At 69.1% G+C, this 13,659-nt stretch carries 10 protein-coding genes, 1 tRNA gene and 2 pseudogenes; 7 read left to right on the top strand and 6 right to left on the bottom strand.

The window, feature by feature from the left end; translation table 11 throughout:
* Positions 1-2: 2 nt before the first annotated feature.
* A complete protein-coding gene (locus FHL79_RS06280) occupies positions 3-257 on the bottom strand; it encodes a hypothetical protein (RefSeq protein WP_171058054.1) in 255 nt (84 codons plus the stop codon).
* A 127-nt stretch (positions 258-384) separates the two neighbouring features.
* Here FHL79_RS06280 and FHL79_RS06275 point away from each other — a divergent pair, with 127 nt between their 5' ends.
* Complete coding sequence (locus tag FHL79_RS06275) at positions 385-588, top strand: DUF5703 family protein (RefSeq protein WP_138757765.1); 204 nt, start codon at positions 385-387, stop codon at positions 586-588.
* On the opposite strand, the gene FHL79_RS06270 is transcribed toward FHL79_RS06275, so the two are convergent.
* Genes FHL79_RS06270 through FHL79_RS06260 form a run of 3 tightly spaced genes read right to left on the bottom strand, consistent with a single transcriptional unit; the run spans position 585 to position 3,718 of the window.
* Positions 585-1,541 (bottom strand): NADPH:quinone oxidoreductase family protein, encoded by a 957-nt coding sequence (locus tag FHL79_RS06270; RefSeq protein WP_138757764.1) that lies wholly within the window; start codon positions 1,539-1,541, stop codon positions 585-587. The genes FHL79_RS06275 and FHL79_RS06270 overlap by 4 nt on opposite strands.
* 44 nt (positions 1,542-1,585) lie before the next feature.
* Positions 1,586-2,377: an SDR family oxidoreductase gene (locus tag FHL79_RS06265; protein WP_138757763.1), complete on the bottom strand. Its 792-nt coding sequence runs from the start codon at positions 2,375-2,377 to the stop codon at positions 1,586-1,588.
* Positions 2,378-2,389: 12 nt separating this feature from the next.
* The gene (locus FHL79_RS06260; RefSeq protein WP_138757762.1) at positions 2,390-3,718 is read right to left on the bottom strand and encodes a M20/M25/M40 family metallo-hydrolase; all 1,329 of its coding nucleotides are present in this window, start codon (positions 3,716-3,718) and stop codon (positions 2,390-2,392) included.
* 90 nt (positions 3,719-3,808) lie between these two features.
* Between FHL79_RS06260 and FHL79_RS06255 the strand changes: the two genes are divergently transcribed.
* Positions 3,809-3,893 (top strand) — tRNA-Leu (locus FHL79_RS06255).
* Between the two features lie 110 nt (positions 3,894-4,003).
* Here the strand turns inward: FHL79_RS06255 and FHL79_RS06250 are convergent.
* Positions 4,004-4,432, bottom strand: coding sequence for a tyrosine-type recombinase/integrase (locus FHL79_RS06250; RefSeq protein WP_138757761.1), 429 nt, complete (start codon positions 4,430-4,432; stop codon positions 4,004-4,006).
* A 578-nt stretch (positions 4,433-5,010) separates the two neighbouring features.
* Here FHL79_RS06250 and FHL79_RS26415 point away from each other — a divergent pair.
* The 4 genes and pseudogenes from FHL79_RS26415 to FHL79_RS26410 all read left to right on the top strand — a co-directional run bounded on the left by FHL79_RS26415 (position 5,011) and on the right by FHL79_RS26410 (position 9,341).
* Positions 5,011-5,658 carry an alpha/beta hydrolase gene (locus tag FHL79_RS26415; protein WP_138757760.1) on the top strand — a complete coding sequence of 216 codons (648 nt, stop codon included), beginning with the start codon at positions 5,011-5,013 and terminating at the stop codon, positions 5,656-5,658.
* A pseudogene (locus tag FHL79_RS25710) lies at positions 5,570-6,675 on the top strand (Mu transposase domain-containing protein); the annotation flags it as partial. The gene FHL79_RS26415 and the pseudogene FHL79_RS25710, both read left to right, overlap by 89 nt.
* A 395-nt stretch (positions 6,676-7,070) precedes the next feature.
* Complete coding sequence (locus FHL79_RS06240; protein ID WP_138757759.1) at positions 7,071-8,492, top strand: TIR domain-containing protein; 1,422 nt, start codon at positions 7,071-7,073, stop codon at positions 8,490-8,492.
* 396 nt (positions 8,493-8,888) lie between these two features.
* Positions 8,889-9,341: a toll/interleukin-1 receptor domain-containing protein gene (locus tag FHL79_RS26410; RefSeq protein WP_369333682.1), complete on the top strand. Its 453-nt coding sequence runs from the start codon at positions 8,889-8,891 to the stop codon at positions 9,339-9,341.
* Positions 9,342-9,387: 46 nt separating this feature from the next.
* Here FHL79_RS26410 and FHL79_RS06230 read toward each other — a convergent pair.
* A pseudogene (locus FHL79_RS06230) lies at positions 9,388-9,856 on the bottom strand (transposase); the annotation flags it as partial.
* 583 nt (positions 9,857-10,439) lie between these two features.
* Between FHL79_RS06230 and FHL79_RS06225 the strand changes: the two are divergent.
* A partial coding sequence (locus FHL79_RS06225; protein ID WP_171058049.1) for a DUF4062 domain-containing protein occupies positions 10,440-13,659 on the top strand: 3,220 nt, incomplete at its 3' end.

Genomic DNA, 13,659 nt, shown 5'->3' with positions numbered 1-13,659 from the left:
CGTCAGTCCCGGACGTCGTCCTCGTCAGCGGGCACCGCGGCCTGCTGCTCGAGGACGTCGTACTCGTCGGCCTCCGGATCGGCGTCTCGCCGGCCGCCGGCGCTGCCCGGGACCGCCGACAGCTGCTGCTCGATGCCGTCGGCCTCGGGGACGTCGTCGGCCGGTGGGGCGACCTCGTCGGCCAGCTCGGGCACCGGCGGCGTCGCCGGCTGCTGCTGCTCCTGGCGGTCGGCGTCGGTCGCTTCGGGGTCGGTCATCGCGCGCTCCTCCTGGTCGACTGCTGCTGCGATCACCCTGCCCTCGGACCGTGCCGATGACACCCGCGCACGTCGCCGTGGTGACGACCACGTGACCGGAGCGCGTCCGGCAGGCACAATCGGGCGGGTGTCAGCCCCCGCCGAGTACGAGTACGCCCCGCTGCGCATCCCGGCGGGCACCTCGCGCTCGGCTGCGGCGCAGCTCATGAGCCTGCAGTCCGACACCGGCGGGTGGGAACTGGCTCGCCTGCAGCTGCACGCCGACGGCACCCGCAAGGTGATCATGCGGCGCCGGATGCGGCTGTCCTACCTGCCCCGTCCCATGGTCTAGGGGGTCAGCACGACCTTGCCGACGGTACTGCGGTCGGCGATCGCCGCCATCGCCTGCGGCAGCTCCGACAGCGGCAGCGTCTGCCCGATCAGCGGGGCGATCTTGCCGTCGGCGAACAGCCGGCACAGCTCCTCGTGCACCTGCCCGAACAGCGCCGGGTCGTGCTTGCGGTACAGCCCCCAGTGCAGCCCGACGATGCTGTAGTTCTTCACCAGCGCGTGGTTGACCGGTGCCTGCGGGATGGTGCCGCTGGTGAACCCGACGACGACCAGCCGGCCCTCGAAGGCGATGACCTTGCGGGACTTGTCGAAGACCTCGCCGCCGACCGGGTCGTAGACGACGTCGGCGCCATGGCCCTCGGTGATCTCCTTGACCAACGGCACGAAGTCCTGCGCGGTGTAGTCGATGACGTGGTCGGCCCCGAGGGACCGGCAGACCTCGGTCTTGCGCTCCCCGCCGGCGGTGGCGATGACCCTCGCGCCGGCGGCCTTGCCGAGCTGGATCGCGGCCGACCCCACGCCCCCGGCGCCGGCGTGCACCAACAGCCACTCCCCGGCCTGCAGGGCGGCGCGACGGTGCAGCCCGACGTAGCCGGTCTGGTAGGTCAGGTGCAGCGCGGCCGCCTGCTCGTCCGACATCCCATCGGGCACCGGGAACGCCGCGGCGGCGTCCATCAGCGCGTACTCGGCGAACCCGCCGGGCCCGCCGGACGGTGAGCCGAGCACCCGCTGGCCGGTCCCGACGACCTCGCCGCACAGCTCGACGCCCGGGGTGAACGGCAGCGGCGGGCGCTCCTGGTACTGGCCCAGGGTCATCAGCACGTCGGGGAAGTTCAGCCCCGCCGCCCGCACCCGGACCAGCAGCTGGCCGTCGCCCGGCGTCGGCTGGTCGACCTCGTCGAGGGACATGACCTCGGCCGGGTCACCGAGGGAGTGGACTCGCCATGCACGCATGGCCCGACCCTGCCAGAGCACCGGTGACCGGGGTCACCCGCCCCTCAGCGCATCGACGGTGGCAGCAGCGCCTGCGGGACGGCGGCGGTCTCGCCGCTCGCCGTCCGGGCCGCGGGGACGCCCTTGAACTTGTACGGGATCGCCCCGACCCCGGGCTGGACGACGTAGGCGGCGCCCGGCTCGGCACCGGCCCAGGCGGCCAGCATGGCCTGGGCGACCTCGTCGGCGGAGAGCACCGGGAAGTCCGCGGCAGCGAACTCGTCCCGCAGCGGGTCGATGATCGCGGTGTCGGCGAAACCGGGGCAGATCGCGGACATGGTGATCCCGTCGCCGACCAGCCGTGGTGCCAGCGACCGGACGAAGGCGATCGCGCCGCCCTTGGCCACGCTGTAGCCGGGGTCGGTGGCGACCGGGGCGAGCCCGGCCAGCGACGCCGTCACCACGATCGAGCCGCCACCGGCACGGCGGAGGGCCGGCAGCGCCGCCTCGGTGCCGTAGACCACGCCGAACAGGTCGACGTCGACGACGTGCAGGAACTCGTCGACGTCCAGGGCGTCGCGGCTGTTGCCGGCGATGCCGGCGTTGAGGAACGCCGCGTCCAACCGGCCGTGCTCGGCCTCGACCGAGGCAACGACGGCGGCGTTGGCGGCCCGGTCGGTGACGTCGAGGCCGACGAAGGAGACGCCGAGGCCCTCGGCGGTCTGCCGGTTGGCCTCGCTGTCGAGGTCGGCGAGGACGACGGTCACCTCCCGCTCGCGCAGCAGGGTGGCGAGGGCGCGACCGAAGCCGCCGGTCCCGCCGGTGATCAGGGCGACGCTGCCCGGGTTCGGAGTCACCCGGGCATCACATCACGCCTGGCGGAGGAACCGGTCCAGCACCCGGATGCCGAAGTGCAGCGAGTCGACCGCGATCCGCTCGTCGATGCCGTGGAACAGCGAGGCGAAGTCCAGGTCGGCGGGCAGCTTGAGCGGGGAGAATCCGAAGCAGCGCATGCCCAGGGTCTCGAAGCTCTTGGCGTCGGTGCCGCCGCTCATGGTGAACGGGACCGGGCGGGCGCCGGCGTCCTCGGCCTTGAGGGCTGCGACCATCAGGTCGACGGTCGGCCCGTCGAACGTCGTCTCGACGGCCTGGTCGTGGACCAGCCACTCCCGCGTGACGCCCTCGCCGATCAGCTCGTCGAGCTGCTCCTCGAACTCCGCCTCCTGCCCGTAGAGGAAGCGGCCGTCGATGGTCGCGCTGGCGGTGCCGGGGATGACGTTGGTCTTGTAGCCGGCGTCGAGCATCGTGGGGTTCGCGGTGTTGCGCAGCGCCGCGCCGATCATCCGGCTGATGCTGCCCAGCTTCGCGAGCGCCTCCTCCGGGGAGTCGGGGTCGATGTCCATGCCGTAGGCGTCGCTGACCTCGTCCAGGAACTGGCGCATCGGCGGGGTGAGCACGGTGGGCAGCCGGGTCGAGCCGATCCGGGAGACGGCCTGCGCCAGCCGGGTGACGGCGTTGTCGTCGTGGACGAAGGAGCCGTGGCCGGGCCTGCCGCCGGCGGTGAGCTTCAGCCAGGCCAAGCCCTTCTCCGCGGTCTGCACCAGGTAGAGGCGCAGGTCGTCGCGGACGGTGATGCTGAAGCCGCCGACTTCGCTGATCGCCTCGGTGCAGCCCTCGAAGAGATCGGCGTGGTGGTCGACCATGTAGTGCGCGCCCTTGCGGCCGCCGGCCTCCTCGTCGGCGACGAAGGCCAGCACGATGTCGCGGTCGGGCTTGACGCCGGTGCGGGCCCAGTCGCGGACCAGCGCCAGGGTCATCGCGTCCATGTCCTTCATGTCGACCGCGCCACGGCCCCACACGTAGCCGTCGCGCTCCTCACCGCTGAACGGGTGGACGCTCCACTCGGTGGGGTCGGCCGGGACGACGTCCAGGTGGCCGTGCACCAGCAGGGCGGGCCGGTCGCGGTTGGTGCCCTCGACCCGGGCGACCAGGCTGGCCCGGCCGGGCTCGGACTCGTGGATGACGCTGTCGATGCCGACCTCGTCGAGCTTGGCCGCGACCCACTCGGCGGCCTTCCGCTCCCCCGCGCTGGTGGCGGTGTCGCCGGTGTTCGTGGTGTCGATCCGGATGAGGTCGGAGAGCAGCTCCGCGACCTCGGCCTGGGCACCGGCGAGCGGCGTGGGGTTCGTCTCCGACATGCTGACGATCCTGCCACCGGGGGCTCTGCCGGGCCGATGGGAGCCTCGGTTATGCTCTTCCCCGGCCCCTCCACGGAGGGCGTCCACCTCGTCCGGGTGGCGGAATGGCAGACGCGCTAGCTTGAGGTGCTAGTGCCCTTTATCGGGCGTGGGGGTTCAAGTCCCCCCTCGGACACACACCCACCCCGGTGTTCCTGCAGGTCAGGAACCCGGGGTGTTCTCGTTCCAGGGCCCAGAAGGGCCTCGTGATACCGCCGTGATACTTCGCGTTGGATTCGTGCCTGCTCAGCCGTCGAGGAGCGCGGCGAAGCTGGCCGCGGCTTCCCGGCCCATGCCGGGGTGCACGTGCTGGTAGACGGTGAGCGTCATCGTTGCGCTGGCGTGCCCGAGCCGTTCGGAGAGGACCTTGACCGACTCGCCGGCGGCGAGCAGCAGGGTCGCGTGGGTGTGCCGGAGATCATGCAGCCGGATGATCGGCAGCTCCTCCACCACCGCCCTCAGTGCCTGGAGCTCGTGTTCGACGAACAGCCGGGAGAACCGCTCGGGGTGACGGTGGTTGCCGTCCAGGCTGCCGAGCACCAGGGCGGTGTCTCGAACGAGGTCCAGGGCAACCGACCCGCGGACCGCGAGGCAGGCGCGTAGGGCCGCGACCGTGCCGGCGTCCAGGTCGACGACGCGGGACTGCCCGGTCTTGGTTGCGCCCTCGACTCCCATGCCTCGACCTGCCAGTCCGACGCACCGTAGGACGCGCGCGAGGCCAACGCCTCCTCGACGGTCGCCGGCAGGTAGAGAACCGTCCGGCCGGTAACGGCGCTGAGCACGGCCGCGACCTCGGCCGCGACCTCGGCCAGCGCCAGCTCCTCCGGCCCGGTCAGGTCGTACGTGCAGCTGGCAAGCGCGGTGGGCTCGCGCAGCATCGCGACGGCGGGGGCGATGTCGTCCTGGGCCACCAACGCCACCCGCCCGTCGTCCGCCGGGCCGCGGATGGCGCCGTCCTCCCCCCACCGTGTCGAGGTCGGGGTCACCGCCTTCGGCCAGACAACGGACGACCAGGGCGGCCTGAGGAGTACGTGATCATTCGTCGACATTCATTCCGATGTTGGGTCAGGCGGAGTCGAGAAGCTGCGCGCGGCCGGTGTCGACGCCCAAACTGCTGGACGCCGCCGGCATGAGCCGCGCCTTCTGCGGGCTGGCCGCAGTGGTCGACGTGTGGCTCGCGAGATCGTCGGCAAGGCGGGCGACGCCCTGCGTGTCGTGCTCTCCGACGTCCTCGTGAGCGGAGGACCTGTGACATGCCGGATGCGAGCAGCGCCCGCCCCTCGGATGATGCGACCATGCCGACCACCGCCAGCTTCCCGTCCCCGGCCGACGGGCTCGCCATCACCACGTACCAATGGCACGACGTCACGGGCGGGCCCGTCGGGATCGTCCAGCTGGTGCACGGGTTGGCCGAGCACGGGCCCCGCTACGACCGGTTCGCCCGGGCCTTGAACGCGGCCGGGTTCGTGGTGTCGGCCGCCGACAATCGTGGCCACGGAGCGTCGGTGTTCAAGGACGTCCCACGGGGCAGCTTCGGCGCGGCCGGGGTCGAAGGCTTCGTGGCCGACATCGGCGCGCACGCGCGCTGCTGGCCTCCCAGTATCCGGACGTGCCGCAGTTCGCCTTCGCCCACTCGGTCGGCTCGATGGGCATGCAGATCGCGCTGCTGGCCGAGCCGGTCCGCTACGGCGGCGTGGTGCTCAGCGGCTCGACGACCCTCGACGGCCTCGGCGGCGTCCTTGCCGACCTGCCCGCCGACCAGCCGGGGCTGGCCGCGTTCAACGCCGGCCTCGAGCCGCTCGAGCCGAGGGCATGCCGATCAAGCAGATCGCCCGGGTACTGGTCGTCTGGTGGAACGCCGTGCAGACGACGCTGCGCAGCGACCAGCCACCAAGGTGTAAGCGCACCAGTCGCGGATTGGCGGTCGACAGGGCCGAGCCGCGGATCCGGGAGCTGATGCCGGCATCCCGACCATGCCGGCGACGGTGATCGCCGAGCGGATCGGCTGGACCCACTTGCTGACGGTACTGCGCGACGGGGTAGCCGAGCTGCGTCCGATCTACCTGCCGCCCGATCCCGCCTCCCGCCCACCTACGTGGCCGAAGCGATCGTTCAGTGCGACCTGTTGTGTCCGCCGATCGGCCCGCCGTTCAGTTACGGGCAGGCCCCCGGCGACGCAACTGCCGGTGCTGACCATGGTCTGCGGCTACTCCCGCTGGGCGGCCGTGGTGCTCATCCCCCTGCACCGCAGAGGACCCATCCGCCGGCTGGTGGCAGCTGCTCGCCAGCCTCGGGGCGGTGCCGCGTGCCGCGGTGTGTGTTGGAGACGGCTAGGGCGCAGTCGGCCGCTGGCGCGAGGGCGTAGTCGGCCGCGGGCGCGGCGGCCGCTCGGAGCTCACCGCCGAGTGCCAGGCCTTCCGCGGCACGCTGGCGACCAAGGTGCTGATCTGCGGACCGGCCGATTTCGAGGTCAAGGGCCTGGTCGAGCGGCCGCACGACTACTTGGAGCGCTCGTTCCCGCCCGGCCGTGACTTCACCGGCCCGACCGACTTCAACGCCCAACTCGCCGCCTCGATAAGCTGGTGAACACCCGACCCCGGCTGGCGCTTGGATGCGCCGACCGACCGGATCGTCGCCGACCTCAAGCGAATGTTGCTGCTGCCGCCGGTCACGCCGGTAACGCCGGCCACCGGCTGGCGCAGCAGCACACGGCTGGCCCGGGACCACTACGTGCGCCTGGACCGCAACGACTATTCGGCGCCTCCGCCGGTGATCGGCCGCCGGTCGAGATCACCGCCGACCTAACCCGGGTGCGGGCGCTCAGCGACGGGCGGCCGGTGGCCGACCAGGAACGGATCTGGGCGCGGCATCAGGCCATCTCCGCCGAGAAACACGTCACCGCTACCCGGGCGCTGCGCGCGTGTGGCCGGTGGTGCACCCCGGCACTCTCTTGTCACAATCTGCGGCTTCCTGCACCGTTGGTGGTCGACCGCTCGATCGGCGGTCCAAGGGAGCTGGCCCTCATCGCCTCCGCGTTGACGGCATCGTGACGGCGCCTGTCCACCATGTATCACTGCGTGCCGGCGGAGGCGCAGCGGGCAGCCCTGTCGTCCCCCTGTTTACATGGGCGAGCGTGCTCCCGCCGCAGCTCTAGCGTGACGGAGGACTGGATAAACCACCACCAACAAGCTCACCGGAGAGCCGCACCTCCCTGCACCACAGTCCTCCAAGCCTGCAGCTCGCACCGACCTTCGAAGGTTGGCACTCGGACGTGCATGCAAGGCCGCAGACGAAATGCCAGGTGGGAGCCTCAATGGCGACTCGGGCCGGTGTTCGCCCAGTGGCACCAACAGGACGAGGACTTCGTCAACTTCCTGCCGATCGCTGGTCGTCCATGGTGGACGGGAATGGCCCGTATCAAACAGTGCACCATGTCATCCCGAGAACGGATGTTGAGATGAGGCGGGACCACGTCTTCGTGTCTTATCGTCGTTCCGATGTCCCCGCTACCGTTGCCACTGTTCGCGCAATCCTGGTGAGCCAATTCGGAGACGGGGTAGTGTTCGTGGACACGGAGGCCATCGGTCCGGGTGAGGAGTTCCCGACACGGCTTCGAGATGAACTCACGCGGGCCGCTTTCACCCTCGTCATGATCGGGCCACGTTGGAACGATTTCGACGCGCAGGGCAATACTCGGCTCTCCAACCCGCTTGACTGGGTACGAGTTGAGGTGGAAGCGGCGCTTCGCGACCATGATTCCACAGTCATTCCGATACTTGTCGATGGAGCCGAGATGCCGCTCCGAGAACCATTGCCGGAGTCGATGATGGCCTTGACGGAACGCAATGCCGTCAGGCTCAGAACCCAGAATATCGACGAGGACGTATGGCCTCTCGTCGAGCGCGTCTCCGAGCGCATCAGCCCGATAGGCGCGGCTGGCGAGAAGGCCCGTTTGAGACTTGACGTCCGAGATCAACTCGGCTCCGTCCTGGCTGGTCACGTATGGGCACTATGGGAGTTGCTTCTTCCTCATCGCGAGGAGATGAAGTTCGCCTACAACCCACCTCTTGACTTCCATGTGGAAGACCTCAAGGCAGTACACCGCGTCCTGCAATGGCTGCGGGACGTCGCCGGCGCACACACCGACTGGTGGCGCGACCCTCGGGACCTCGTAACTGTTGACGCCACCGTCTGGGTTGCCAGCGATCTCCTGGACCGACTCATGCCGTCCACTGAGTCGCAGTCTGAGTTTGAAGGCATCATCGATCGGTCACACGAGCGCCGCCGCACTGCCATGATAAGGATGACGAGAATCACTGAGCGCCAGGGGGAGATGGGAAACGCGGAGGACGCCGCCGAGACGGCCAGCCTCCTGCGGACACTTCGCGAGGTGAACCCTCCTAAGGCGTATACCGCACGCCTCGACGCGTACATACGCCAAGAGGATCAGCTCTACATCATCGGCGAGCGACCATTTGACTTCATGCGTTCAGAAGTGAGCTACATCGTCGACCATCTGCGGCCAGACAGGATCGAGGTCGACGGGTTCGGTGAGCCGCGCCAGCTCGACCCACCCCCTGCCATCACATATCGGTGGGGGCGCCTACTGCGGCCGACCGACGACACCACTACGGCCTGGGAAAAGCGATTCGCTGACGACTCATGGTTCCGGCTCATCATGCAACGTGGTCGTGACGAGTATCCATCAGGAGAACTCGGGTCCTTTTTCCGGTAGGCCATCCACGCCTCGGGATCACCGGGTGCTCCTCGCGGCTGAAACAGACAGGAGGCATCATCCGCGAGCCCACGGACACCGTCGCCTCGACTAGGGCAATCTTCGCTGGCTGTCCCGCAGGCCCGAGGCGCTCCGGACAGCCACGGAGGCGTTGGCACCGACCGCCCCAGCCATGCGGAACGCGTCGCCCCATTCACCATCGGCGGAGCAGGAAGGAGAGGGCAGGTGCCGCTGGCAATACTCGTGGCGGTCGAGCGTCGACACACGACCGCCAGCCGATCCACCCGGTCCAGTCGGTGGATCGAGTTCCCATGCCCAGGAACACGCCAGGCAATAGACCGAAGCGACCCGCCAGGGAGCGGAGGTCGGCATCCTGACCACCTCTAGATCGAGCAGGTGCCATGGCGAGGTCTTCGTCAGCCACTCGAGCAAGGACGCCGCTTTCGCGCGACTGGTGCCGCGTTGGCTTCGGGACGAGGACCAGAGGTCATTCTCGACCAGGACTTGACCGACGACATCGTAGTCGGTGATCAGTGGGCGGAGCGCTTGCATGAGCGGCTGCGGTGGGCCGACGCCGTGGTGTGCGTCCTCACCTCCGCATACATCGAGTCGCAGTGGTGCACCGCTGAGCCGGCGGTGGCCCAGTCACGGGGGAGCCGAGTGCTGCCGCCGGGGGCCGAGCGCGGGGTCGAGCACCCGATGCTCCAGTCCCGGCAACTGGTTGACATCACACTGGAGCTCGATCTGGCGCGTAGGCGTCTGGCGGATGCCCTGATGCGGCTGGAGGCGGCCGCGCTGGCTGAAGATCGCCGACCGCGAGGACGGCCTGACGCCGGCCACCTGCGATGACCGAGGTGAAGGAGGTGACCGAGGTGACCGAGGTGACCGAGGTGACGCCGGAGGCCAGCACGTTGAACGGTAGTCCGGTGGCGTCGACGAGCAGGTGGTACTTGCTGCCGCGTTGGGCCCGCTCGGTGAGGTTCGGGCCGGTCAGCTCACCCCCCTTGACGCCCACGCGCTGATGCTGTCGAGGCTGGCGCGCGACCAGTCCAGCTCGCGTGTGCTGCCGAGCTCATCGAGCACGGCCCGGTGCAACTAGTAGAAGACACCTGCCTCGGCCCACTCGTGCATTCGCCGCCAGGAGGTCCAACCCGAGCCGTAGCCCAACTCGGTCGGCAGCTTGGCCCAGCCGATGCTGGTGGAGAGCACGAACGCGATGCCCCCAAGGACATCCCGATCGGAGGTCCGTGGCCGGCCGGCGCGGCCGTGCACCGCCGGAGGGCGGGTGGGATCAGCGGCTCGACCAGCGCCCACAGTTCGCTGATGATCAGCCGCGGCGGCGCGGAAGACGCCGACGACGACATGTGCCGCACCCTGCGCCGATACCTCGTGGGCGGACAGAGCCCGAGGACATACTTCCGCAACGTCTTCTTAGTTGGGCGCCGCGCAGCCGGGGAGCCCCCCCCGAACCTGATCTGAGCGCATTGCGCATGAGGTTACGTCCTCCCCGAAGCCTCAGCGGCGATCGTTGACGTCTCCGTGACGCCATCCCAGCAGCATCGTGTTCGCACCATGCCCCTTCTACGGAAGGCGCCCGATGGAGGTTGCGCTGCTCGACAAGCCGGGCCTTCCCATGCACTCTTCGACACAGCGGGTTGCGGCCGTGAAAGCAGTGAGCGGCCCCCGCTCGTTCACCAGAGCACACGCTTCCCGGAGTCAGCGGAGATCTCTCCCTGGTCCCCTCAAGGCCGGGCTAATTGCAGGCGAATACGACGGTGCGTTAGCACTGGCAGCCAGGTTTCCCGTTGGCCACATCGTGCTCATTCACAGGACCGGCCATTCAGCTGCGACGTTCGACGAACCGAGGTGGTCGAGCGCAGGCAGTCTTGTCGGATCGGTCGGTCGTCGGGTCGGTCGTTCGAGAAAGGAAGACGTGGAGATGAACCCATGAACGAAGGCACGGCCTGGCCGCGTGTGGGCCTATTCATCTCGAGCACGTTCGACGACATGCACGGCGAGCGCGATTACCTGGTCAAGCGGGTACTGCCGCAACTGTATGAGTGGTGTGAGGAACATCACCTGCACCTCGTCGACGTGGACCTCCGCTGGGGCATCAATGAGGAGGTCCAGGTCGTCGACACGTGCCTGCGCGCAATCGATGCCTGCGAGCCGCTCTTCGTCTGCTTTCTCGGCCAACGTTTTGGGCGGATTACCGCGATTGAGGTCGAGCACGCACTCGAACGAGGCTCGCGGGCCATCTTCTACCTCCGGGATCCGGATTACCTGGCCGACCTCCCCGAGGAGCTGCGTTCCACATACGCGAACGGCCACGAGAGTGAGATGCAGCGCTTGAGGGATCGCGCCGGGGAGGACGCGCGGACCTACTCCGCCCGCTGGGACGCGGATACCGCCCGGCTGAGCGGGTTCAACTTCGGCGACCGGCTGTTGGCGGACCTGCAAGGGGTGATTCTCCACGTGCATCCCGACCGTACGGCCGCCGCCGGCACGGCCGAGACCGACCAACAGGAGCAGTTCCTCGCCCGCGCGCGGAATGCCTCGATCGAGCGAGATGCGGCCTACGCAGCACTGGACGCGCATGTCGACGGCGCCGGTTCTGGTCTGTTCGCGCTGACGGGGCCAGGTGGCATCGGTAAGACGACCGCCCTCGCAAAGTGGCTCGAGCACCGGCAAGACCCGGTCCTGGCACGCTTCGTCGGAGCCAGCGACGCATCCACGACGGTCGACAGGCTTCTGGCGTCGCTGGTCCGAGAGGCGACAGGTCGGGAGCCAGAGGAACCCGCGAGGCTACGCGACACGTGGCCGGGACTCGTGCGTGGGGTCGTCGTCCTGGATGCTCTCGATCGGCTGGACGGTGGCCTGGCCGACCTCGACTGGCTGCCCTGGACCCTTCCGCCTGGGCTCAAGGTCGTCGTGAGCTATGCAACCGATGCCTCCGGCGGAGCGGAGCTGCACAGCCGCATGACCGCTGGGAGCCCCGTGATACTCCACGACCTGGCGCCGTTCGACTCCCTCGCTCAGCGTCGCGAGATCGTGGACCACTACCTCTCCGGCTACTTCAAGGAGCTGGCACCAGAGCTGATGGAGTGGCTGATCCGCACGCCGTCCGCCGGCAATCCGCTGTACCTCAAGGTGGTGCTGGCGGAGCTGCGGGTCTTCGGCGACTACCGGCTACTGAAGGAGCAGCTCACATCGCGCTTCGGGACCGACCCGCAGACGGCGTTCGACGAACCGCTGCGCCGGATGGAGTTCGATCCCGCCTACGCCGACGTCCCACAGCAGGACGTGGTGCGGCACGTGTTTGGGCTGCTGGCGCACGCACGCACCGGACTGTCGATCGACGAGCTGGCGTCGATCGTGCCGGGCGAGCGGCTGGAAGCGGAGGACGCAATCCAGGTCTGCCTGCGGCAGGTCCGGCCGTTCCTCGCCAGGCGCCAAGGCCGGTACGACTTCCTGCACGACAGCTTCCGAGCCGCAGCACGAGATCGGTACTCCGGTACCAATTGGCACGGACTGCTGGCCGACTACTTCGACAGCCTGCCGCTACCATCCCCGCGCAAAATCTCCGAGCTGCCTCATCACCTGCTGGACGCGGGCCGGCTCGGGCGGCTGCGCGACGTGCTGTGCGACCTGACGTTCGTCGAAGCCGCGTCCGCATCCGGCTTCACCAGTGAGCTCATCGCGGACTTCGACACCGCCGTGCAGCGAGCGGCGCTCGAGCCGCTGGCCGACTTCGAGCGGTTCGTCCGCAGCGAGGGCCACCACCTGGCTCGGTACGCGTCGACGTCCGGCTTCACGCGACAGCAGGCCGCCAACTGGGCTCCCTCCGGGCCGGTGCACGATGCGGCGGAGGGGCTGTCGGGGCCGTGGCTGCGGCAACTCAACCCGCCTGGAACGACGGGCGACCGACTGCTCGCGACGCTCGAAGGCCACGACGGCGGGGTCACCGACGCATCATTCGTCCCCGGGGAGGAAAAGCTCATTTCCTGCTCTGTCGACGGCACCGTGGTCACCTGGGACACGCGGACGTGGCGTCGGCTCGAGAAGACCGTCCGGCTTCCGGACGGCATCCAGAGCTGTGACGTCTCCGCGGATGGGGAACTGATCGCGCTCGCACTCGCCAACGGCCAGATCAAAGTTCACCGGCGTGCCGCCAACGCCACGTCGTCGTGCCAGGGCACCTTCTCGGGCTTCGGCCAGCGTTGCCGCTTCCTCCCCGACGGGAAGTTGTTGTCCGTCGGGAGGTCCGGCCTGATGGTCCACAACCCCGCGACCGGGGAGCTGCTGCACGCCTTCGACGGACATTTGACCGTCCGGGACTGCGCTGTCACGCCTAACGGCCTGATCGCCCTTGCGTGCCAGGGGGCGAAAGTTTGCCTGTACGACGCAGGAGCCGGAGAGATCGTCCGCACCCTGTATCTCGATCGCGACGAAGGAGCTGCCTGGGCGTGTGCCTTATCCCCCGACGGCTCCCTGCTGCTGGGTTGCGGCGGCAAGCTCCAGTACTCCGACGACGTCGCCGCCCTGGGACAGACCAGCGTCTGGGACACCGAGACCTGGGAGAGCGTCCAAGAACTCGAGCACAAGGACGCCGCGACCTCCTGCCACTTCCTGGACGACGACTCGTTCCTCATCGGCCTGCTGGATGGCTCCGTGCGCCGGTACGCCGCACGGAGCGGTGAAGAGCTCGGCCGCTGGGGCGCCCACGCCACGACGATCAAGGCGCTGCAGGCCGCAGACGGAGTGCTGATCACTGCCTCGCTCGACGGCCGGCTCCTGGCCTGGGACGCCGACACCCTGTTCGACGGCGGCGACGACCTGCCTCCGGGACGGGCTCTCTACTGCGCCCTTGCCGGGTCGACCGCCCGGGCCTGGATCGGGGGGGACCGTGGCTTCGAGTACGACTTCCGCGAGAGGATTCTGGACACCGATGGGGCGGTCCGCGACACGACGCTGTGGCTCGATGGCGAGGCCAGCTTCGGGCTCCGGATGTTCCGCCGGGATTCCGCAACGCCCCTGACCGGGACGATCACCCGCTGGGGAGACGCCGGTCGGACGGCTCCCCACCCGTCGAGCCCCATTCACGGCCCCGGGGACTACTGGCTGCTGGCCTCCAGCGCCCGCATGCACCCGTTCGATCTCTCCATGC

This window comes from Modestobacter altitudinis (assembly GCF_005930475.1).
In the GTDB taxonomy this organism is placed as follows: Bacteria; Actinomycetota; Actinomycetes; order Mycobacteriales; family Geodermatophilaceae; genus Modestobacter; species Modestobacter altitudinis.
Note: the sequence above shows the minus strand (reverse complement) of the source record. Positions and strands in the feature narration are given on the sequence as shown.

Bases quoted from the DNA above. Each gene is read 5' to 3' on its own strand.
- FHL79_RS06280 (WP_171058054.1), bottom strand. From the start codon at position 257: ATGACCGACCCCGAAGCGACCGACGCCGACCGCCAGGAGCAGCAGCAG.
- FHL79_RS06270 (WP_138757764.1), bottom strand. From the start codon at position 1,541: ATGCGTGCATGGCGAGTCCACTCCCTCGGTGACCCGGCCGAGGTCATG.
- FHL79_RS06260 (WP_138757762.1), bottom strand. From the start codon at position 3,718: ATGTCGGAGACGAACCCCACGCCGCTCGCCGGTGCCCAGGCCGAGGTC.
- FHL79_RS06250 (WP_138757761.1), bottom strand. From the start codon at position 4,432: ATGGGAGTCGAGGGCGCAACCAAGACCGGGCAGTCCCGCGTCGTCGAC.
- FHL79_RS26415 (WP_138757760.1), top strand. From the start codon at position 5,011: ATGCCGGATGCGAGCAGCGCCCGCCCCTCGGATGATGCGACCATGCCG.
- FHL79_RS06240 (WP_138757759.1), top strand. From the start codon at position 7,071: ATGGCGACTCGGGCCGGTGTTCGCCCAGTGGCACCAACAGGACGAGGA.